Source organism: Pseudobythopirellula maris (genome assembly GCF_007859945.1).
Classification (GTDB): domain Bacteria; phylum Planctomycetota; class Planctomycetia; order Pirellulales; family Lacipirellulaceae; genus Pseudobythopirellula; species Pseudobythopirellula maris.
The window spans coordinates 739,394-760,722 of the sequence record NZ_SJPQ01000003.1 but is presented as its reverse complement, the minus strand read 5'-3'; the positions used below and the strand labels follow the sequence as shown (position 1 = coordinate 760,722).

Below are 21,329 nucleotides of genomic sequence, written 5' to 3'. Positions count from 1 at the left end.
TTCGCAGGGTTTCCGGATCAGGCGGACGGCTTAGGGTCGAACGCCGGGGCTCACACCCTGGCCACGTACAATCGACCGCTCGCTCACACCGGCTGTCGGTTGCCGCCGCTAGGTGTGGTTGCGAAACCTTTGCCAGCGAGGATTGAAAAGCTATCGGGTCCCGGCGTTGAATCATTTCATCGCGAAACGCCGCATCGTGAACCTGCGCATAGCGGGTTGCCGGAAGGCGAGCGTCTCGCTCAGCCCGACACGATGGTTCGCACCGCGTCGCACAATCTGATCGCGGCGCCGCTCAACAGCGCCGCTGGGGCGCCCGCGCTCCTGCCGACCCCGACCGATGCGGGTGTGCGGGTGAGCGACACCTTTGTCGAGACCGACGTTCGTCAGGCGGTCCAGTCACTCGCCAGCCAGGCTGAGACGCAGGTGATCATCGACGACGCCGTGCGTGGGGCCACGACCGCGATCATCGACGACCGATCGTTCGATCAGGCCTTGCGGCAGGTGCTGCTGCCTCTCGGTTTCGTCCACCGCGAGGTGGAGGGGGTGACCTACGTGGGGTTGGCCGATCCCGATTCGGCGTTGTTCAACTGGCTCGCCGACCGGTATCGCTACACCGCCCTGCACCGCAGCCCCGAGGAGCTCGCCTCGCTGCTGCCAGCCCGGCACACGCGGTTCGTGCGGACCGCGCCGAACGGCGGCTGGCTGCTGGTCGAGGCGCCGCCGGCGGTCGCCGATCAAATCCTGGCCGAGCTCGAGCACCTCGACCGGCCCGTGCCGCAGGTGGTGCTCGAGGCGATGATCTGCGTCTACTCGCCGCAGGCGAGCTTCCGCTTCGGTTTCGATGTCGACGCCGGCGTGCGTCTCTACGACCGCACGACCCAGCTGGCCGTGTCGGGGCTGAGCCTGGCGAGCACGGTGGGGGCGTCGAACGCGGCCGGGAACCTCAACAACTTCCAGGTGACCAGCTCGCTGCTGCGGATGCTGGAGCAGAAGGGCTTTGTAAAGATCCGCGCTTCACCGCGCGTGATGGCGCTCGACGGCGAGAAGGCCCAGATCCGTATCGGTCGCGAGACCTTCTTCAGCGTGCAGCCCGAGGGAAACGACTTCATCTACCGCCAAGACATCCAGGCGGTCGACGCGGGCATCATGCTCGAGATCACCCCGGCGATTCGCAGCCCGTACGTCACGGTAAAAATCGATCGCGCTGAGGTGAGCGAAGACATCCGCTCGGACGAGACCCAGGCCGATCCGTCCGACCGCTTCCCGGTGATCAACCGCCGCAGCGTTTCGACCACCGTGAAGGTGCTCGACGGTGAGACGATCGTCATCGGCGGACTGACCCAGCGGCAGAAGGTCGATCATCACAACAAGGTGCCGTTCCTGGGGGACTTGCCGTACGTGGGCAAGATTTTCAACCGTATCGAAAAGCTCGACACCAAGGCGGAGGTGGCGATCTTCATCTCGCCCCGGATCTTGAAGGAGGGATACGACTGTGCTCCGACGCACGAAGAAGACGGGCGCGATCGCGCTGACGGCGTTGCTGCTGTGGGCCGGCTCTGAAATAGGATCGTGCGCCTCGGCGGCCACCCGGGTGAGTGTGCGTGCTTCGCCGCCCAAGCCGGTGTTTCGCATCACGCCGCTGACACACGAGTTCCATGCCCTGCCGGGCCAAGAGCTGCGGTTCGAGTTTACGGTCGAGGCGCTCGAGTCCGACGTGGAGCTCGAGGCGGCGGCGGTCGCGCTCGTGCAGAAGCCGACCGGCGTGATTCTGCCGGCAGAGAACACTGGAGTCCCATCGTCAACGAGCATCCGCTTTCTCACCGATGACCGTGTTTTTGTACGCAAGGGCGAGAGCAGGAAGGTGGAGGGAAGGTGGCGTCTGCCGCCCGACGCAGGCGGCTACCACACCGCCGGGATCACCCTGACCGACATAAGCCGTGGCTGCGGCTGCGGCGCCCCCCTGGTCGACACCGGGGTTGGCGCCCTTGTCGGCGCCGAGGCGGCGCCGACCGGCGAGGCGGGAACATCGGTCAAGTTCCTCACGCGTTACCTGATGCGCATGGACGCCACGGTGAGCGGCGGCGCCGGACGCGAGGCGTCGACGCCGACCATCTCCGCCGGCTCGCTGGTCGAGCACCACGGTCGCGCCATCGCCACCGTGCTGCTCGAGGCCAACGACGCCCAGGGGGGCGTTTGGGAGGTGGCCGGTCAGATCCACGGAGAACGCGGACCGATCGGCCGCCCCTTCGCCATGCGATTGCCGTCGCGTAGCGCGATCCGTGGCCCCGAGGGGACCAAGGTGCAGATGCTGGCCGGCAGTCGCGTGCTCGCCATGTCGCCCGTGGGTGAGCCGCTCTTCACTGGCGAGTATCAACTCGAAGTCACACTGTCTCGCGGCGGCGTCGCCGCCCGCAAGCAGCGCTTCGACCTGGAGGTCGGTCCCAACGACTTCCCGGCGCAGCGCTCGGTCGTGGCCCAGGTGGTCGAGGCGGTCGAGGCGTCGCCGAGCCAGCTCGAGCTGTCGACCGCTCGCGGCGGAGCCCGGCTCGTGCCGCTGACACTCACCAACCGCTCCGACCAAACGGTCGGCGTGCGATTGGCCGCGGAGGGGACCGAGGGAGGCGCCCCGCCCGAGGACTGGCTGACCGTGCGGCCCACCGATTTCACGCTGCGGCCACGCTCTAAACGCCAAGTGCTCGTGGCGGCGCGAGGCGGCGGCGACCGTGACCGCGATCACTACGCCATGCTGCGTGTCGAGGTCGCGCCGACCGAGACCACGGTCGGCGGAGCCCATCGGGTGCCGGTCGCCCTGTTGTCGCCCGCCGAGTCGCGCGTCGAGTGGACGAGCGACCCGCTCACGTGGCGCCGCCGCACGGCCACGAGCGGCTCCGTCGAGCTGCGTGTCCACAACCACGGAACGTGTCGCTTGGCGCCCCACGCCACGCTCACCCTGACCGACGTGGTCGAACGCCAAGTCACGGCCGAGGCCGGTTTCGGGCGTTGGGTGCTGCCGGGCGAGTCGGCGACACTCGCCTTCGACACCCCCGGCCTGCCGGCCGGCGCCTACCACGCGGCGCTCGAACTAACGCCCGACTCGGGCGCCGACGTTGAGACACTCGAGCAACAGCTCGACGTGGATTGAGGGGGGGCGCGGTTTCACTCTTCGCTCCGCTAGGTCACGGCTCTTATCGCTAAATCGTCCTCCCGTTCAAGAATCTTCTTGACATCTACTGCTTGGCTAGTAGATTGCCTCTCGTTGCTACTAGTTCTCCAGTAGTTAAGCGAGGCGTGCGATGGATTCTTTCGAACCGACCGACCGGGAGCTCGACGCCCTGAAGGTCTTGTGGGACGCCGTCGAGCGTGACGGCGACGATGCGTCGCCGGGGGGCGCTACCGTGCGTGAGGTCGTCGACCGCTTGAACGCCGACGGCGGCGGGCTCGCCTACACCACCGTGCTCAGTTTGCTCCAAGTGATGGAGCAGAAGGGCTTGGTCGACCACACCCGGCGGGGCAAGGCGTACGTCTACCGCCCGCTCGTGGCCCGCAAGAAGACGCTCGGCCAGATCGCCGGTGGCTTCCTGGAGAAGGTGTTCGACGGGGCGGTCCACGAGTACTTGGTCCACGCCATCGACGGCCGCAAGCTGTCGTCTGACGAGCTCGATGAACTCGAGGCGATGATCGCCGCTGCCCGTGATAACCAAGCGAGCCGCAAGAAAGCGAAGCCGAGTCCCTCACGCAAGAAAGGCGGGAAGTGATGTCGCTCTTTGAATCGCTACTGCTCGACAGCTGGGCGTCCGCCCTGCTTGATTTTCATCTCGCGGCGTTCGCATTGCTCGCCTTCGCGCTGGCGGCGGGCGTGGTTTGGCGCCAGCCGGTTTGGCGGCTGGCGCTCGCCTGGGGCGCGGGGGCGGGCGTTTGCTTGCTGCTCGCCTTGGCGCTGGCGCCGGAGTGGGGCTTGTGGCGACTGACCGTCGTGCAAGAAGCCACGCCCGCGGCGGCGCCCTCAGCGACGGTCGCACCGACCCCCGACACCCAAGACCTCGCAACTCAGGCAATCGATGCTATAGCTGCCAACCCACTTGCGACGACGCCGACGCCATCATCATCGCCCACTAGGCAGCCGCCGAACACGGCGCACAATCTTCCTGAACGCTTAATTCAAGCCGCAGCGTTGGGCGGCATGGTCGCCGTGGCGTGGCTGCTCATTGGCGCGTTCGCCTCGCGTAGGCTGTTGGCCGACGCCAAGCGTGCCCCTCCAGCGCTCGTGGGCCGCCTGGCCGCCTTGCCGAACGTCACTCCCCTGCCCCGCTTGCTGGTGAGCGACCGGCTCGCCACGGCGGTGGCTACCGGGCTGCGGCGGCCAGCGATCGTGTTGCCAGCCCAGTGGGCGGGGGATAAGCCGGCCGAAGAACTCGACGCGGTGCTCGCTCACGAGCTGGCCCACCTCCGCAACAAAGACTTATGGCTGCTCGCGGCGCTACGCCTGCTCTCGATCGTCTTGTGGCCGCAGCCGCTTTACTGGCTGCTGCGGCGCCGGGTGCGGCTCGACCAGGAGACGCTGGCCGACGCGGCCGCCGCCGAGCTGAGCGGCCGCCAGGCGTACGCCGAGCGGCTCCTCGGCTGGGCCCGCACGCTCACCTCCCCGCCCAGGCTGGCCGGCGCCGCCGGCCTGTGGGAGGGGCCGAGCCAACTGCGCAGCCGCGTGGCGGTGCTGCTCGACGAGAAGTTCACCGTGCTGAGGTCGCTCGGCGTCCGCTGGCGGGCGGCCTGCGGGGTGGCTTGTCTGACGCTCGCCGTGGCCGCCTCGCTCGTGACACTCAGCCCGGCGCAAAACGCGAGTGAGGCCCAGCCGTCCCGTGTCGCCGAGGCGCCTGCGGCATCCGACGGCGCGCCCCCTCAAGACGGCGAGGTCTTCGATGTCTTTCTGCCCGCCGCGCCGCCTCAGCACGCGGAAACCGCGCGGCCGGTGCTCTTGCCGGGCGAGGCGGGAAAGATCACCGGCGTTTGCAAGACACCCGACGGCGAGCCGGTCGAGGGCGCCGAGGTCGTGTTGTCGCGGCTCGACATGGGGCCGGAGGGCGCCGTCCCCAGTGTGCTCGCTACGACGACCGCCGCGGAGAACGGCGGGTTCGAGTTCGCGGGTTTGCCGGACTTCACCAAAGAATCCAGTACCCGTATCGAGATGGCGTTCCCGTTCAGCCTGAGTTTCAAGAAACCGGGCCTCGCGTCGCAGTCGGCCCACGTGGAGCCGGCAATGGTCGAGCACGAAGGGGTCCGGTGGCTGGTCACGATGCCACCGGCGGCGCCGGTCAGCGGCCGCGTGACCGACGCCCAGGGCAACCCGCTCGCGGGGGCGACCGTGCGTTTCGTGGTCATGCCTGGCCTGAACGTTCCGGGGCCCTTGCACACGGCGGTCACGGACGCCGAGGGACGTTACGTGATCGACGACCTCGCGGCGGCCGACTTCGAGGCGATGCGGCAGAGGGAACTCCGGCAGCAACGCGAGTCACTTGAGCGTCAGCAAAAAGCGGCCGAGGAGGAAGGCCAGCAATGGACCGGCTCGTTCCTGGCCGCCACCCAACGCTGCGTCGAGGCGACTCGTGCTGGGTACGCCGTGACGTGGGCGCCGCTCGACCGGGCGCCGAGCGAGGTCGACCTCGTTATGCGGCCAGAAGCGGTGGTCACGGGCCAGGTGCTCGGGCCCGATGGCGAGCCGGTCGTGGACCAAGTTGTCGTGCTGCGTGGCGACGGCCTCGTAGGTCCGGCGTCCGACGACGAAGCGGGTCGCACGGCTGCGGAGCTGCGGCAGGTCTATCTGCAACAGGCCACTGACGGCGAAGGGCGCTACCGCTTCGCCGGGCTGCCGGCGGGCGGCTACGTGGTGAGCCTGCTGCACACGGGGGCGGAGGATCCCCTGGTGGAGCCGATCCCCAGCGGCGAGCAACGCGTCACCTCGCTTGAAGCGGGATCGACCGCGGAGCCGCCGCCGCTGCAACTCGAGACGGGCAGAATCGTCACCATCCAATTGATCGACGAGGCGTCGAGCGAGCCGATCGTTCTGGAGAAAGAGTCGACGGCCAGCCTCGGCGTCCAACTCGTGAACGCGAAGGGGAGCCTCCACTACTTCGCGGCCCCGGTCACGGCGCAGGGGCGGCTGCGACTGCGGCTGCCGGCGTCTGAGCTAGTCATCCGGCTCCATTCCCTCCGAGCGAAAGACGACTACTACGACGCCACGGATTGGCGACCGGTCGAGAGCGTCTCGCTGGGCGCCGGCGCCGCCGAGGTCCGCTACCCTATCAACCCGGACGGGGTGTCGGTCGCCTCGTACGTACGTCAGGCCGGCAAACTCGCGAGCAACAAGTCGATCGACGAGGCGATCGCACTGTTGACCGAGCAACTCGCTAAGCGGCCCGACAACACGCGGCTGCGTATGGCGCGGGCCGAGATCGCCAATGGCTGGGGCCGCGAGGCCGAGGCGATCGCCGATTACGAGCGGGTGCTGGTCGTGGCGCCCGACCATTGGGTCGCGAAGAACAACTTGGCTTATCTCCTAGCAACAGCCAAGGAAGAATCGCTCCGCGACGCCGAGCGGGCGGTGGTGCTGGCCCGGCGGGCGGTCGAGAGCTTGCCGTCGCCCTACTACGCGGCCTACGAAACTCTGGCCACGGCCCAGGCGGCGAATGGCGAATACGACACGGCGAGCGCGACATGGGAGCAGGCGATCAGCCTCGCCCCGGAGCGGTTCCGCGCCGAGCTGCGGGAGAAGCTCGCAGCGGCCGAGGCGTTACGCGACGAGGAGTAGTCGACACGCCAAGCCTTGCGCCAAACGCCAAGGGCGGATTGGGTGGCTACTCCTGCGACTGTTTAGCACTCCGTCGCCTTGAGCCTCAGAGCGACACCGTAGGGTCGATCCCGACTATACTGGCGTGCTGTTACATCTCAGGTCTGGCGGCCACCGCGACTGCTCACTCGTATTCACAAGGTTGGACGATGCCCGCGTGCTCGATTAGTTGGCTCTTTCGTTTGGCGGCTCACCTGGCTTGCTTCGTTGCGGCCACGGCCTTCGTCTGCCAGTCGACTGCCGAGCAACGTGTCACGCTGCAGTCGGGCGCCGTGATTGAGGGAGACGTGCGATTCGACGGTGACCGGATTCTTGTGACGGTCGGTGGCGCCGAGTTGCCCGCCCCGCTGGCCGAGGTGGTTTCGGTGCGTGCGGCCGAGGGGGGCGAGTTGGCTGAGCACCAGCGACTGGTGCTGCGGGGGTTAGAGGCGGAGCTCCTCCAGGGCCGCGGGGCGGGCCTCGGCCTGCTCAAGGAAGCCCATCGGCTGGCGCCCGACGATCCCGGCGCGGCATTCTGGTGCGCGTGGTCGCTAGTCAAAGCCGGTCAGGGGGCAGCCGCCCATTCCATCGTCGATCCGCACCGCGAGCGGGTGCTGGAGGCTTACCCGGGCGAGGCGAGGCGGTTGTTCGACGCGATCGAAAAACGTCAAGAACTCGAGTCGTTGCCGGCCCTGCTCTTGAGGCGACTCGATGAACTGAACCGTCAGATCGATGGAACCAGCTCTCTGCTTGCCGAGAACCAGCTGCACGCGGCCTACTTCCAGCTGGTCGACCAAAACGGGACGCCGGTGGGCGAAACCCCCTTCCGGATCCGTTCACGCGGCAGCAACGCTAGCCTCGAGGCCTATCCGGAGGGCTACTACCTCCACACCGAGCAGAGGAGAAACCGCGTCAGCGGCGGCGGCCCTAGCCAACTCGAGTTGACGAGCACCGCGTACCGTGCGAGCGAGTTGGCGTTTTCCACTTCTCCCAACGCGGTGATCGACGCCGGGGTGCTGAAGGTGTTCCGCCACAGCGTGGCGGACAAGCGAGAGGTGCTTGTGAGGGTGGTGGGTCCCGATGGCGCCCCGCTGGCGGGGGCGAGTGTTGTCGCTCGTTCAACGGGCGTTAAACGCGACGCGCGGTCGGCTGAACCGAAGCGGACCGACACCGGTGGTGAATGCACGCTGAGCCTCTACCCGGGCCCACACCAGGTCACAGCGTCGCTCCGCGGCCACACGCAGAGCGGCCATGAATTAGGGGTCTCTTCAGAAACGAAGCCGCGGGCGATCGTTTTGACCCTGCACCCGCTTATTGCGGCGCGAGCCACGGTCGAGTGGATTAGCACGAAAAACAGCGATCCCAATGGGTTTAGTCTCGAAGGCATGCAGAAGGGCTCCATCCTCGCCTACACCGGTGGAAGCGACGCGCGGTCACGCGTTGCGTGTGGGATAAGTTTCGAGCAAAAAGATGACCAGATGAATCTAAAATTCGGTGATGACAACTGGGAGTACCACGGATTCGCAGTGCAGTGGATCGCCCAACAGGCCGACAGCTCGAAGATTGCTTTCGAAGAGATCGCTCTTGATGACCTCGAGCGGCAGGCCGAGGACTTCGGCGAGCGTTCGACTCCCGGACCGCCGCCGTTCGGAGTGCGAAACCGGGTGTGGCGGGAAGTCAAAGCGGGCGATGTTTACGTCGGCAAGCTGCTCTCGTTTAGCAATGCGCCCCATCGCGAAATGACTCAAACCGCCTTCCGGGTGAGGGTCGACACGCTTGGCTCGAAGGAAGCTCTCCGCGAAGATCAAACGGATAAGCGTGAGGCGAAAAGCCCCAAAGAGTAACCATTGCGCAGCCGTCACAGATGCGTCGGCAGCGGGCTGCTTGTGGCATCGAAGTGCGATGCGAGGATGGGGCTAGCGGCTTGCGAGGCCTTGAGCCTCGCGGCCCAGACCTTGCGGTGCAGTCGCCACAGGAGGTCGGGATCGCAGAGCGCACTGCGTTCTTCGAGTGGCGTGGCCTCTTCTAAACGACCGCTCGCCACCAGCCGCTCAAGTCGTTCCGCTACGACCGAGTCGCAAGCCGCCTGCTGCTCGGTCTCGTGGAGGTTGCGGCAATGCTGCTCGAGCGTTTGAGCGTTGCTCAGGAAGCCGAGCAAGTCGACCGACGAACCGCGAGCCTCGATCGACTTGACGATGCGCTCGTAGGCGGCGACGACCGCCGGAGGCTCGGACTCTTCCGGCACGGCCAGCAGGCCCCAGCGACGCGCCCGCAGTCCGAGCCGACGCGAGCTGATCGCCACGCACATCGGGGCCGAGAGCACGAGGCCGAGCCAGATCGGGGCGAGCCACACGGCGAGCGTCGTCGACAGGTAGATCGAGGCCGCCGCCGTCAGCACGCCCGCCATGGTGTGCCACTTGTGCAACGACCAAGCCTGACGCCAGCTTACCCCCTCGGCCGAGCGGTCTTGCGAAGCCCACTCCACCGTCTCGCCGCGGAGCGTCGTGACGACAAAGAGCGTGTGCAGCATCATCATCACCGGGGCGACCAGCACCGAGGTGAGGAACTCGAACGCCGCGCTCGCCACGAGCCGCTCCTCGCCGCCGTAGCCGCGGATCGTGGCGGTGTCGTTGCAGGCGAGCACGATCCCGTAGAATCGCGGCAGCAGCAGCATCGCCATGACAAAGCCGAACAGCCCCAGGCCGAGCCAGGCGCTAGCGGCCGCTTCGGTCGCCATCAACGCCAGCGGGCTGACGAGCAAGAACGCGAGCCACAGCGGCGAGGAGCCGTACGCCATGACGCCCGTGGCGAAATGGAAGCGGTTGCTGAGCGGGATGCCTCGACTCACCACCAGGCGGCTGTGCTGCAGGTTGCCCTGGCACCATCGTTGGTCGCGTTGGGCGTACTCCGGGAGCGTGGAGGGGGTGGTTTCATAGCTCGCCGTCAAATCGGTCGCGAGGCGCACCTTGTAGCCGGCGCGGCCCATCAGGGCAGCCTCGACAAAGTCGTGGCTGAGCACCTCGCCGCCGAGCGGCTTGGCGCCCGGCAGGTCGGATAGCCCGCAGTGGCGCATGAACGCGCGTGTGCGGATGATGGCGTTGTGGCCCCAGTAGTTGCCTCCGTCGCCGCAGATCCACGACAAGCCCTCGGCCAGCACCGGGCCGCACAAGCGGCTAACGAACTGCTGGCCGCGGGCGAGGATCGAGCCATCGCCCAACGGCAGCGGCGGTGTTTGCAGGATGCCGAGCGCCGGGTCGCGGTCCATGCGGCGAGCGAGCTCGACCATCACCGCGCCCTCGACGAGGCTGTCGGCGTCGAGCACGAGCATGTAGTCGTAGAGCTTGCCCCAGCGGACGCAGAAATCGTGCAGGTTGCCGACCTTGCGGCGACTATTCTCGCGGCGGTGGCGGTAGTAAACGCTCGGCAGCGCGGCGCTGCGGTCCATCCGCAGCCACAGGCTCTCCTCCTCGAGCCAGCGACGCGGGTTGGTCGAGTCACTCAGCAGGAAGAAATCGAAGTCGCCGCCGCGGCCCATGCGCGCGAGCGATTGCCGCATCGCCTCGACACGCGCAATCACCTCGGCCACGGTCTCGTTGTAGATCGGCATCAGCACCGCGGTGCGTGCGATCCGCTCATCGGCCCCGGGCGGCTCGATCGTGGGTTCGGGGCCACGCAGCACGAGCCGCACGAATCCGACCGTGGCGAGCGTGCACCACAGCGCGATCCAAGAGGTCAGCACGAACATCAGCCCCGCGAGCACGTAGTCGGCCAGCGTGGCGCCAAAAGGCGTGGCGGCGCGCCACACGATCGCCGCGGCTGTGGCGCCGATGATCGCCGCCACAAGCGCGGTGAGAGCGCCACGCCACGAGGTGTCTTCGCGCTGATTGAAATGATCGGGGTGCATAAAAAGTGGTGCGCCTCACACGAGGCAGGCCGGTTTGAGAGTGCTCGACGGGATAGTAGCAAGGGGATCGGCCTAGCCGCCGATGCCGACCTTGCCGAGGCAGAGCGTCAACACGCTGCTAAACGCGCCGATAACACGACTCTCACGCACGCGGGCCATCGGCTCCAGCAGCTCGCCCAGGGGTTGCTCGGGCATGCGGCCACGTTTGAACTTCGGCGCGCTGGCTCCGGCGGGGGGCGAAAGCCGCGTTCCTTTCTGAGCGATCGTGATTATCCGGCTGGCGGCCTCGTCGAGGGCCTCTTCGGGGAGTGAAGCAAGGCTGACCCCCTCGCGGCGGCTCGCGGCCTCGACGCACGCGACCGCAAAACGCGCAATCGCGACCGGGTCGCGGGCGCCCTGGGCTTGAGCGTAATCCGACACCGCGGTGCGGGCGAACGTCTCCACGTGAGAAGCGGGCTTCTCTTGGGGGGCGTGGCTGCAGGGGGTGGGGAGCGTGGTTGCCATCTTATCGGTTTCCTGTGTGATCGAGGTCTCTAAAGACGTTGATCGCCTGGGGTGGGTGGTGGGGAGAGGTGGGTGTTGGAAGGCGGGTTGGGAACGCCGATTCGCGATTACGGTGCAGAGGACGAGCTGCCGGGCATGCCCGCGGCAATGCGGCGATTCACTCGAAGCTTGCCGAGGTAAGACTCGGGCTCGACCTGGGCCACACGCTCCGTCGCTGTGTCTTCAGGCGCTTGTTTGCTGAAGACGACACGGTAGTTGAGTGTGAACGCTTCCTTGAAATCGACTCGGTCGGTGTCGAAAACGTAATACGCGCCGATGTTGTCCATGCCCTCGTGCTTGGCGTCGAGCTCCAGCAGCTCGACCCGCCCCGGGCCCCACGGCCAACGGGCGCCGACATCGACCCACACGTTGGGCCGCTCGTGGTAGTGCGCTTCGTTATCGTTGTATTTGGCCGGGTCGCGTTCGCTCTGCACGAGCCCGAAGCCGTACAGGTTCTCAAGCGGCCAGGAGCTCACCTTCGGACGGTCGGGGCGCTCCAGGTCTCGCCACACCCAGGTCTCGCCCTCGGGCGTGGCGCCATGAATGACCAGCGCGTCGGCGTCGTGCACTTCGGGGCGGTGGTCTCCTTCGGGCTGATGGTCGGCGTCCCACATGAACATGCTGGTGAGCGGCGCCACGGCCAGCTTCTGCACGCCGTGCCGCATCCACACGTGCGCAGTAACAAACACCTCGGTTGCTTCGCCGGGCGACACGCGGAACTCGTACGCCCCGCTCACCGCCGGGCTGTCCATCAACGCCCACACCACCTCGGGGTCTTCCGAGTCGCTGGTGGGAGGCTGGATCCAGTACTTCGTGAAGCGGGGGAATTCTTCGGGGGTTCCCAGACCAATGTCGACCGCCAAGCCGCGGGCCGACGTGCCGTACCACTGGCCCGTGCCGATGGCGCGGTAATAGCTGGCGCCCAGGAAAGAGACGAACTCGGTTTTGTGCTCGTTGCCGGGCAGTCGCGTGAGCAGCCGCATGCCGGCCAGTCCGCCCTCGGAGTCGGCGAGCCGCTCCGTCTCGCCACGGAACTGGAACCATTGCGGGCCGTACTCCACGCGGCGGGTTTTGTCTTCGTCGACCACATATACGTCGACCGGGTACTCGAAGATCGAGCCGGCCGGGTAGAACTCGGCCCAGGTCTTGCGATCCTCGTCGCGCCACATCGCGTTCTCGTGGCGAACGGCGATCTTGCGGTAGCCGTCGTAGTCGAGGTCGAGCAGCTCCTGCGGGGCCCGCGTAGGCGGCTGGTGCTGCACGGCGGCCTGTTCGCTGGCCATGGCGACCACGTCTTCGAAACTGCGGACCTCGGCAGGTTCGGGCGCCGCCAAGGCGGAGACGGGGGCGGCCGCCAAGCAGGCGACCACGGCCAGTCGGCTGAGCGTGGGTGGTGACATCTGAACGATCCGGGTAGGTGCGTGTGACGTGCTAGCGAGCGGCGAGGAGCTCACTCCTGGAGCGGTTAGGCAATCGCCATGCCAGTGATGCCTCATCAACACTCCTCGCTTCGACTTTCGGCCCCGTTGCGGTGGTTGTGGGCATTTATCGGCCGCTTTGCTTAAGCGGTAGCAGACCACGAATTGCCGCAACCTTGGGCGCCTGCATGCGTGACAACCGCGCTGGTCGGCGCCAGACCAAACTGTTGCCGCCAATCGCGCACTGGGGCGCCTCTCTTGGCAGCAGCACGGAGGCGGGAGAGAATCGGGCCCTTGCCGTTTCGCCGACGTGTTGTGTCTGCCGTTGCTAGTACCTGTATGGAGTCCGCCGTGCCCGCTACCGCCGCCGCTGCCCCCCTGGAGCTTCCCACCCGTCTGCTGCACGGACCGGGGCCCTCGCCCGTGGCGCCATCGGTCCTGGAGGCCTTGGCCAAGCCGTGCATCGGGCACATGGACCCCGAGTTCATGCGGGTGATGAACGAGGTGCGTTCGATGCTGCAAACGGTGTTCGGCACCGAGAACGAGATGACCCTGGCGTGCTCGGGTACCGGCTCGGCCGGGGCCGAGATGCTCATGGACAACCTCGTTGAGCCGGGCGACGTGTGCCTGGTTGGCGTGAACGGCGTGTTCGGCGGTCGCCTCGCCGAGAAGGCCCGCCGCGCGGGCGGTGAGGTCCACACGATGGACGCCGACTGGGGGCAGGCGTTCGACCAAGACGCCGTGGTCGCCAAGATCGAAGAGCTCGAGCCGGCGATCGCCTGCTTCGTCCACGCCGAAACGTCGACCGGCGTCCACCAGCCCTTCGACCGCTTAGGCGAGGCGATGCACAAGCACGGCGGCCTGCTGCTGATGGACTGCGTCACGTCGTTCGCCGGCCTGCCGCTGGAGGTCGACGCCTGGGGCGTCGACGGCGCTTACAGCGGCACGCAGAAGTGCCTCTCCTGCCCGCCCGGCTTGTCGCCTGTCACGCTCTCCGAGCGGGCGATGCACAAGCTCGCCGGCCGCAAGACGCCGGTCCACTCGTGGTACTTGGACCTTACGCTCGTGGGCAACTACTGGAGCGGCAGCCGGGCGTATCACCACACGGCGCCGGTGAATATGAACTACGCGCTGCACGAAGCGCTCAGGCTGGTGCTCGAAGAGGGCCTCGAAGAACGCTTCGCCCGCCACCAAGCGACGCACGAGAAGCTCAAGGCTGGGCTGCTCGAACGCGGCTTCGAGTACGCCAGTGACCCGGACCATTCGCTGCCGATGCTCAACCTGGTGAAGATCCCGGCGGGCGTGGCGGACGAGGCGGCCGTTCGCAAGCGGCTGCTCACCGAGCACGGCCTGGAGATCGGCGGCGGCTTGGGCGCGTTGGCGGGCGTTTGCTGGCGCATCGGCCTGATGGGCCACGGGGCGCGGGACGAGAGCGTCGACACGATCCTCAAAGCACTCGACGCGGAACTGGGGTAAGAGAGTTCCCCTCCCTCCTTGGGGGAGGGGGATTTCTGGCGGCCTTCAACCGGCTTTGATCGCGTCGCGTGCTTCGAGCAACTGCGCGGCGATGCTCACCGCGATCTCGCCCGGGTGGTTCGTGCCGATCGGCAAACCGATCGGGCAGTGGAACACGGCCTGCTCGGCCGGCACGCCTGCAGCGGCGAGTTCCTTGCGCAAGACGGCCGCCTTCGCCTGACTGCCGATCACGCCAACGTACGGCCAGTCGCGATCGCTCTGAAACAGCCGCACGAGCACCGGCAGGTCGCTCTTATGGCCGCGGGTCATGCACAGAACGAACGCCCCCTCGGGCAGGCGGTCGACCTCGGCGGGCGGGTCGTCCGTTTCGATCGTGCGGACACGCTCGGGCAGCTTGGCGAGCCAATCGCCGCGGGGGTCGATGAACGTCGCCTGGCAAGGCAGCGTCACCAGGATTCGGGCGAGCGCCTGGGCGACGTGCCCGGCGCCGAACACGACGAGCGGCCACTCATCGGCGCCGTGGCGCTCGAGCAGCAGCTTCACGCGCCCGCCGCAGGTCATGCCGACATCGGCCTTGAGGCTCCAGTCGACCAGCCGGCAGGCGGGGCCTCCTTCGGTGAGCATCTTCAAGGCTTCGTCGATCGCCCGGGCCTCGACCCTGCCGCCACCCACGGTGCCGCTGTCGTGGCCCTCGGCCGTGACGAGCATCTTCGCCCCCGTGTCGGAGGGCGCCGAGCCGGTCACCTCGGCCAGCGTCACGACGACCAGCGGCGACCCGCGCTCGGCGAGTTCCGCCGCGCGGGCGAGCAGGGAGTCATGGCTCATGGCGACCCCGCCGCCTTGGCGTGCGATGCCTCGCTCCTCGCAAGCCGGGTCATCCGCGTGAGCAATTCTTCGCCCGTGGCGGGGACGGCCAGCTCGACCGGCGCGCCCGGCGCTAGGCACGACAGCGCGTGCTTGGCCGCCAGCCAGACCGCCACGCCGAGCATCAGCGGCGGCTCGCCCACCGCCTTGCTCTGCCGGACGTTCTTCTGGTGCTTCGGGTTGTCGATGAAATCGACGTTCAGCTCCCGCGGCAGGTCGGTGACGTTGGGGATCTTGTAGGTCGTCGGGCCGGTCGAGAGCAGCCGGCCGGCGCCGTCGTAGCGTAGCTCCTCGTTCGTCACCCAACCGACGCCCTGCACGAAGCCGCCAATCACTTGGCCGCGGTCGACGCCGGGGTTGATCATCCGGCCGACGTCCATCAGGAGGTCGGCGCGGTCGAAAGCGAGCTCGCCGGTGAAGCGGTCGATTGTCACCTCGGCCACGGCGGCGCCGGTCGTGTAGTAGTAGAACGGATTGCCGCGGCCGCCGACCGGGTCGTAATCGAGCTCGGGCGTGGCGAAGAACCCGCGGGCGCCGAGGTTCACTCGCTCGCGTCGGGCCCTCGCGCAGAACTCGCCGAAGTCGAGCCCGGCGGCCGGCTCGCCGCCGCGGGCAGACACACGCCCCCCCTCGATCAGCACCGCCTCGGGCGCAGCGCCGAATAGCTCGGCGGCGTACGCGATCATACGCTGCTTGATCTGTCGGCAGGCGTCGAGCGCGGCGGCGCCGTTCAGGTCGGTCCCCGCGCTGGCGGCCGTGGGCGACGTGTTGTTGCTCTTCTCGCTGGAGGTCGCCATCATCCGCACGCGCTCGACCGGCAGGCCGAACTCGTCGGCCACGACCTGGCGGATCTTCGTGTTCAGCCCTTGCCCCATCTCCGTGCCGCCGGTGGAAACTTGCACCGAGCCGTCGGTGTAGAGGTTCACCAAGGCGTTCGCCTGATTGAGGAACTTGGTTGTGAACGAGATGCCGAACTTCACCATCGATAACGCCACACCCTTGAGCTGCGTCTCGCTTTGTCGGTTGAACGCCTCCGCTTTGGCGAACCTCCGGCGGTAGTCGGAAGACTCGACCAGCCGGTCGAGCGTCTCCTCTAGCAGGTGATCGCGCACCGTCTGGCCGTACTGGGTGACGCTCCGCTCGGGGTCGCCGTCGACGTAGAGATTATCGCGCCGCACGTCGACCGGGTCGCGGCCGACCACCGCGGCGATGTCGTGCAGGCAGCTCTCGATGAGTACCACCGCCTGCGGCCCGCCGAATCCGCGGAACGCCGTGTTCGGCGGCAGATTGGTGCGGCAGACCCGACCCGTGACGCGCATCAGCGGCGTGTGGTAGGCGTTGTCGGCGTGGAACAGCGTGCGGTCCAGAACCGAGGTCGAGAGGTCGGCGAACGCCCCGCCGTTTGAGAAAAACCTGAACTCCACCGCCAGCAGCCGCCCCTCGGCGTCGAACGCCACGCGGTAGTCGGTTTGGTACGGGTGCCGCTTGCCGGTGGTGAGCATGTCGACATCGCGGCGCAGCACGAGCCGCGCCGGGCGGCCGGTCTTGTGCGCGACGAGCGACGCCATCACGGCCGTAAGGGTCGACTGCGTCTCCTTGCCGCCGAACGCCCCGCCCATGCGGTGGCACTCGCAGATCACCTGATGGAAGCCGACGCCAAGCGCCTCGGAGACGACCTCTTGGGTCTCGGTCGTCGACTGCGTGGAGGAAAGGACGCGGATCGAATCCCCCTCGCCCGGCAGGGCGATGGCTGATTGGGTTTCGAAGTAGAACTGCTCCTGCCCGCCCGCATGGAACCGGCCCGACAGAGTGTGGGGCGCCGTTTGGAAGGCGGCTTTGAAACGTTCGTCGTTCTCGGCGCCGGGGCTGATGAGCTGGCGCTCCGGGGCGATGAACGCATCGGCGGCGATCGCGTCGTCGATCGACAGAACCGGCTCGAGCTGATCGCAATCGATCCGTACCAGCGAACACGCCCGCCGGGCCGCCTCGGCCGTCTCGGCGCCGATCACCACGACCGGCTGGCCCAGGTAAACGAGTTCCTTCTCGGCAAGAAACGGCTCCTCGGGCAAGATCGGCCCGAAGTGGTTCCGGCCCCCCAGGTCCTCGTAAGTCAGCACGCAAACGACGCCCGGCGCCGCCCGAGCGGCGGCTAGGTCGATCGAACGGACAACTCCACGAGCCACGGGCGAACCGACGAAGTCGACGCACAGCTCGCCCGCCATCGGCGCGAGGTCGTCGATGTAACGCGCACGGCCCGTGACGTGGCCAACGGCCGATTCGTGCGGCAGAGGTTTTCCGACGGCGCCCATCGTTCAGGTCTTCACTCCGTTACTAGCGTGCGAGCTCGTTCCTAAATCGTGCCAGCATTTTACGAACAGATTCTCGACCAGCAGCCGCCGGTAGTCGGCTCCGCCCCGCACGTCCGAGATCGGCGTGATGGCCGCGCCGGCCGTGCGACCGGCTCGCCGCATCGCTTCGAGCGAGAGCGGGGCGCCAACGAGCAGCGCCTCGGCCTCGCGGGCCCGCATCACTGTGGGGCCCACGCCGCCGAGCGCTATGCGCAGTGCCGACACCAAACCATCGCGGTCGGTCTCGACCCAGAACGCCGCCGTGGCGGTGCTGATGTCCATGTCGCGACGCTTGGAGACCTTGTAGAGCCTCACCCGCGCGGCGGGCAGCGGCAACGGCGTGCGCACCGCCAAGATCGCCTCATCCGACTTCAGGTCGAGTTCCTTGTAGCCAAGATAAAAATCTTCGATCGCCACGTTGCGCCGGCCCTCCGAGCTTGCCAGCTCGAACGTCGAACCGGCGACCATGTGGAACGGGATTGAGTCGGCGATCGGCGAGGCGTTCGCTAGGTTTCCCACCAGCGTGCCGGCGTTGCGGATCTGGGGGCTGCCGAAGCGGGTGAGCAGATCGGCGTACTGCGGCACGAGCGGCCGCACGCGGCATTCGACCTCGTCCCAGGTGACGCCGGCCCCGATGACGAGCTCGTCGCCCACGACCTTGAGTTGCTTGAGTTCCTCCACGCCGCCGGTGAAAATCACCGCCGACGGGGCGAACCTGCCATGGTTGCGCTGCACGCCGAGGTCGGTCGCCCCCGCCACAAGCGCAGCGTCGGGCCGATCGGCCTTGGCCGCGAGCAGCTCGTCGACGGTCGTTGGCAAACAGACCGGCGGCGCCGTGTCGATCACCACGCCCTTGCCGCCGAGGGCGGTGAACTCGGTGAGCATCGCCGCCGTGTCGAATCGATCGGCCACGCCAGGGATTGCCGAGGGACGCAGCTCGCGGCCCGCTTCGAGGATCTGTCCGTAACCGGTGCAACGGCATAGGTTGCCCGACAGGCCGAGGCGCAGCGCCGCGTCGTCGAGCGCAGTGTCGGCCCCTTCCGCCTGTTCCATCAGCCCGTGCATCGCCATCACGAAGCCGGGCGTGCAGAAGCCGCACTGGCTGCCGTGGTTGCGGACCATCGCGTCTTGCACGCCCGTGAGCGCGCCGCATGGGCCGACCCCTTCGACCGTCACCACATGGCGGCGGTCTAACTGGTAGATGAACGCGATGCAGGCGTCGATCGTGCGATACGCGAAGCGTTCGCCGTTCTCCGTGGGCGAGCCGACCAGCACGGTGCAGGCGCCGCAATCGCCCTCGGAGCAAACCACCTTGGTCCCAACGAGCGCCTCGGCCGCGGAGCGACCGGCAACGGGCCCGGGACGGCGCAGATAGTCGGTCAGCGTGAGCGCCGCGTCGGCGCCCGCGACCTCGTGTCGCTCGTCGTTGAGGTAAAAGACGAGGCGGTCTCGCATGGCGGCGCCACGGGGAGAGGGAAAAGGCCGTATCTCGTTACGGTAGGCCCAGTTATGCTATAGTCTTCCGCCTCCATGGCACGATAGGCGCCCCGCGACGGGGGGTCAATGCCTGGAGCACGCTTCGCCACCCCCGTGTTCAGCGCCCCGGCCGCCCGCTCTCCCAACTTGCCCCGCCAAGACTCGCCAAGCTCCGATCCCTCTCGCCCCGCCTGGCGACGCCAAGGCGCCAGGCCATCGGCCCGCCATGTCGGCGCCCCGGCGCTCGAGTCGGCCGACGCCGTGATGTCGCGTTGCGACGAGTTGGCCCTCTGCACCGAGGAGCCGGACCGCATCACGCGGCGGTTTCTCACCGAGCCGATGCAGGCCGTCCACGAACGCGTGGCGAGTTGGATGCGCGCCGCGGGGCTTGAGACCCGCATCGACAACGCCGGCAACATCGTCGGCCGCCGGGTATCCCCCGGCGCCACGCGTGCGCTGGTGATTGGGTCGCACCTCGACTCGGTGCCGAACGCGGGTCGTTACGACGGCGTGCTCGGCGTGCTGATGGGCGTGGCGGCGGCCGAGGTGTTGGGCGAGACTCCCCTGCCCTTCCACTTGGACGTGATCGGTTTCAGCGAGGAAGAAGGCGTGCGCTACAGCAAGCCGTACCTCGGCAGCAGCGCGGTCGCCGGCCTGTTCCAGAACGATTGGCTCGGCCGCAAGGACGAACGCGGCGTGACGATGCGCGACGCGATCGCGTCGTTCGGCCTCAATCCTAACCAGATCACCAAGGCCAGCTACGCCGACGGGGAGGTGCTCGGCTTTATCGAGCCTCACCTGGAGCAAGGCCCCGTGCTCGAACGGGCCGACTCGCCGGTCGGCGTCGTGAGCGGCATCGCGGGTCAGAGCCGGCTGCGGGTCGAGTTCGTCGGCGCCGCCGGCCACGCCGGCACCACGCCGATGCACGGCCGCAGCGACGCGCTGGTCGCCGCGTCGCACTTTGTCGCCGCGGTGCAGCGGATCGGGCTCGACCGCAAGGGGATGCGGGCCACGGTGGGCCGCTTCGACGTGACGCCGAACGCGTCGAACGTGATCGCCGAGCGTGTGGAGTTGTCGCTCGACGTGCGTCACGTTGAGGACGGGCCACGCGAGCTCGCCATCGCCGACATGCTCACCGACGCCGCGCGGATCGCCGCCGCCGAACGGGTCGGCTTCGCCGTCTTGGAGAACACGTCGCAGTCGGCCGTGGCGGTCGACGCCGGCCTGACCGAGACGCTCTGCTCCGCGATCGCCGAGTGCGGCCAGGAGCCTTTGCGGATGGCCAGCGGCGCGGGGCACGACGCCGTCGTGATGGCCCAGAGGTTCCCGATGGCGATGCTCTTCCTGCGACACCCCGGCGCCGTGAGCCACCACCCGGACGAGCGTGTGGAGCGCGACGACGTGGCGATCGGCGTCGAGGTCCTCAGCCGCGCCATTACCCGCCTAGCAGAACAATCGAAGAGCGACGCATGACTTCCCCTTCGCAAGACGGCCCGTCTCCGCAAGCCGGTCAGTCGCCCTTCGGCGAGACCCGCACCCGCGTGGCCGCCACGCACGCGTTGATCGCGCCCGATTCACACGTGCCGCAGCCGCTGCTTGGCTGGCAGGGGGGCGAGGGCGTGGTGCTCGTCAGCCCCGCGATGCGCGGCGGCGGTCCGCGGTTCACGCAGTACCTGGTGCGCGGCGCCGAGGGCTGCCGCACGGGTGGAGCATCGGCGGGCGTCGAGCGGCTGGTTTACGTGCTCGAAGGCGTGGCGACGTTGGACGGCAAGCCGCTCGCCGCCGACCATTTCGCGTGGCTGCCGCCGGACGAAGCCTACAATCTCGCCGCCCCCGAGGGCTCGTCCCTGCTGGTGTTCGAGAAACGCTATGAGCCTCTTTCTGGCGTGGCGCCCCCGGCGAGGACCGTCGGATCGTTGGCCGACGCCCCGGCCGGCGCATTCCTCGGCGATCCAGACGCCATGCTCGCCACGCTGCTGCCCGTCGAGCCGGGTTTCGACATGGCGGTGAATGTGTTCACCTTCCAGCCCGGCGCCGCGTTGCCGTTCGTCGAGACGCACGTCATGGAGCACGGCCTCTACATGAAGCAGGGCCAGGGGGTCTACCGGCTCGACGAGAGCTGGTACCCGGTCGCCGCGGGCGACGCGATCTGGATGGCCTCATACTGCCCGCAATGGTTTACCGCGATGGGCAAGTCGCCGGCCACCTACATCTACTACAAAGACATCCACCGCGATCCTTTGACGATTTGAACCACGAAGGAACGACGTAGCAAAGGGGAACCACAACGGCACGACGGGCACGACGTAAAAACACGACGGGCACGACGTGAAAAGTAGAGGGCCCACGAATACGCGTGAATCGGTACGGATGCTTCTCAGCAAGCCGTTCCGACTATATTCGCACTTATTCGTGGTCCCTCTTTCGTTGTGCCCGTCGTGCCGACGTGGTTAAAACTTTTCGTCGTTACTTTGTTCCTT

General features: G+C 67.6%; 14 protein-coding genes. 8 read left to right on the top strand and 6 right to left on the bottom strand.

The window, feature by feature from the left end:
* Positions 1–252: 252 nt before the first annotated feature.
* The 5 genes from Mal64_RS15775 to Mal64_RS15755 all read left to right on the top strand — a co-directional run bounded on the left by Mal64_RS15775 (position 253) and on the right by Mal64_RS15755 (position 8,664).
* Positions 253–1,560: a type II secretion system protein GspD gene (locus Mal64_RS15775; protein WP_146401980.1), complete on the top strand. Its 1,308-nt coding sequence runs from the start codon at positions 253–255 to the stop codon at positions 1,558–1,560.
* Positions 1,493–3,142, top strand: a complete 1,650-nt coding sequence (locus Mal64_RS15770) for a molecular chaperone (RefSeq protein WP_146401978.1) — start codon at positions 1,493–1,495, stop codon at positions 3,140–3,142. Before Mal64_RS15775 ends, Mal64_RS15770 begins: the two co-directional genes overlap by 68 nt.
* Before the next feature lie 151 nt (positions 3,143–3,293).
* Positions 3,294–3,755 (top strand): BlaI/MecI/CopY family transcriptional regulator, encoded by a 462-nt coding sequence (locus Mal64_RS15765; RefSeq protein WP_146401976.1) that lies wholly within the window; start codon positions 3,294–3,296, stop codon positions 3,753–3,755.
* The gene (locus Mal64_RS15760) at positions 3,755–6,802 is read left to right on the top strand and encodes a M56 family metallopeptidase (RefSeq protein ID WP_146401974.1); all 3,048 of its coding nucleotides are present in this window, start codon (positions 3,755–3,757) and stop codon (positions 6,800–6,802) included. Before Mal64_RS15765 ends, Mal64_RS15760 begins: the two co-directional genes overlap by 1 nt.
* A 221-nt stretch (positions 6,803–7,023) precedes the next feature.
* On the top strand, positions 7,024–8,664 hold the full coding sequence (locus Mal64_RS15755; protein WP_197525811.1) for a carboxypeptidase-like regulatory domain-containing protein: 1,641 nt from the start codon (positions 7,024–7,026) through the stop codon (positions 8,662–8,664).
* A 14-nt stretch (positions 8,665–8,678) separates the two neighbouring features.
* On the opposite strand, the gene mdoH is transcribed toward Mal64_RS15755, so the two are convergent.
* From mdoH to Mal64_RS15740, 3 genes are all read right to left on the bottom strand, one after another.
* Positions 8,679–10,724, bottom strand: a complete 2,046-nt coding sequence (gene mdoH, locus Mal64_RS15750; protein WP_146401970.1) for a glucans biosynthesis glucosyltransferase MdoH — start codon at positions 10,722–10,724, stop codon at positions 8,679–8,681.
* Between the two features lie 72 nt (positions 10,725–10,796).
* Positions 10,797–11,228, bottom strand: coding sequence for a hypothetical protein (locus Mal64_RS15745; RefSeq protein ID WP_146401968.1), 432 nt, complete (start codon positions 11,226–11,228; stop codon positions 10,797–10,799).
* Between the two features lie 107 nt (positions 11,229–11,335).
* Positions 11,336–12,667 (bottom strand): glucan biosynthesis protein, encoded by a 1,332-nt coding sequence (locus Mal64_RS15740; protein ID WP_197525810.1) that lies wholly within the window; start codon positions 12,665–12,667, stop codon positions 11,336–11,338.
* Between the two features lie 369 nt (positions 12,668–13,036).
* Between Mal64_RS15740 and Mal64_RS15735 the strand changes: the two genes are divergently transcribed.
* A complete protein-coding gene (locus Mal64_RS15735) occupies positions 13,037–14,161 on the top strand; it encodes a pyridoxal-phosphate-dependent aminotransferase family protein (protein WP_231993792.1) in 1,125 nt (374 codons plus the stop codon).
* A 45-nt stretch (positions 14,162–14,206) separates the two neighbouring features.
* Here Mal64_RS15735 and xdhC read toward each other — a convergent pair whose 3' ends face one another.
* The 3 genes from xdhC to Mal64_RS15720 are packed head-to-tail and all read right to left on the bottom strand — an operon-like array spanning position 14,207 to position 18,828.
* Complete coding sequence (gene xdhC, locus Mal64_RS15730) at positions 14,207–14,986, bottom strand: xanthine dehydrogenase accessory protein XdhC (protein WP_146401962.1); 780 nt, start codon at positions 14,984–14,986, stop codon at positions 14,207–14,209.
* Positions 14,983–17,334 carry a xanthine dehydrogenase molybdopterin binding subunit gene (xdhB, locus tag Mal64_RS15725; protein ID WP_146401960.1) on the bottom strand — a complete coding sequence of 784 codons (2,352 nt, stop codon included), beginning with the start codon at positions 17,332–17,334 and terminating at the stop codon, positions 14,983–14,985. Before xdhB ends, xdhC begins: the two co-directional genes overlap by 4 nt.
* A gap of 3 nt (positions 17,335–17,337) precedes the next feature.
* Positions 17,338–18,828, bottom strand: a complete 1,491-nt coding sequence (locus tag Mal64_RS15720) for a xanthine dehydrogenase small subunit (protein ID WP_146401958.1) — start codon at positions 18,826–18,828, stop codon at positions 17,338–17,340.
* Between the two features lie 108 nt (positions 18,829–18,936).
* Here Mal64_RS15720 and Mal64_RS15715 point away from each other — a divergent pair, with 108 nt between their 5' ends.
* Entirely contained in the window at positions 18,937–20,322 is a 1,386-nt protein-coding gene (locus tag Mal64_RS15715) for an allantoate amidohydrolase (RefSeq protein ID WP_146401956.1), read from the top strand.
* Entirely contained in the window at positions 20,319–21,101 is a 783-nt protein-coding gene (gene allE / locus Mal64_RS15710) for a (S)-ureidoglycine aminohydrolase (protein ID WP_146401954.1), read from the top strand. Before Mal64_RS15715 ends, allE begins: the two co-directional genes overlap by 4 nt.
* The last annotated feature ends 228 nt before the right edge of the window (positions 21,102–21,329 follow it).

Excerpts from the sequence above, each read along its gene's own strand:
- Mal64_RS15760 (WP_146401974.1), top strand. The coding sequence starts at position 3,755 with ATGTCGCTCTTTGAATCGCTACTGCTCGACAGCTGGGCGTCCGCCCTG.
- allE (WP_146401954.1), top strand. The coding sequence starts at position 20,319 with ATGACTTCCCCTTCGCAAGACGGCCCGTCTCCGCAAGCCGGTCAGTCG.
- Mal64_RS15775 (WP_146401980.1), top strand. The coding sequence starts at position 253 with ATGGTTCGCACCGCGTCGCACAATCTGATCGCGGCGCCGCTCAACAGC.
- Mal64_RS15740 (WP_197525810.1), bottom strand. The coding sequence starts at position 12,667 with ATGTCACCACCCACGCTCAGCCGACTGGCCGTGGTCGCCTGCTTGGCG.
- xdhC (WP_146401962.1), bottom strand. The coding sequence starts at position 14,986 with ATGAGCCATGACTCCCTGCTCGCCCGCGCGGCGGAACTCGCCGAGCGC.
- Mal64_RS15745 (WP_146401968.1), bottom strand. The coding sequence starts at position 11,228 with ATGGCAACCACGCTCCCCACCCCCTGCAGCCACGCCCCCCAAGAGAAG.
- mdoH (WP_146401970.1), bottom strand. The coding sequence starts at position 10,724 with ATGCACCCCGATCATTTCAATCAGCGCGAAGACACCTCGTGGCGTGGC.
- Mal64_RS15720 (WP_146401958.1), bottom strand. The coding sequence starts at position 18,828 with ATGCGAGACCGCCTCGTCTTTTACCTCAACGACGAGCGACACGAGGTC.
- Mal64_RS15765 (WP_146401976.1), top strand. The coding sequence starts at position 3,294 with ATGGATTCTTTCGAACCGACCGACCGGGAGCTCGACGCCCTGAAGGTC.
- Mal64_RS15715 (WP_146401956.1), top strand. The coding sequence starts at position 18,937 with ATGCCTGGAGCACGCTTCGCCACCCCCGTGTTCAGCGCCCCGGCCGCC.
- xdhB (WP_146401960.1), bottom strand. The coding sequence starts at position 17,334 with ATGGGCGCCGTCGGAAAACCTCTGCCGCACGAATCGGCCGTTGGCCAC.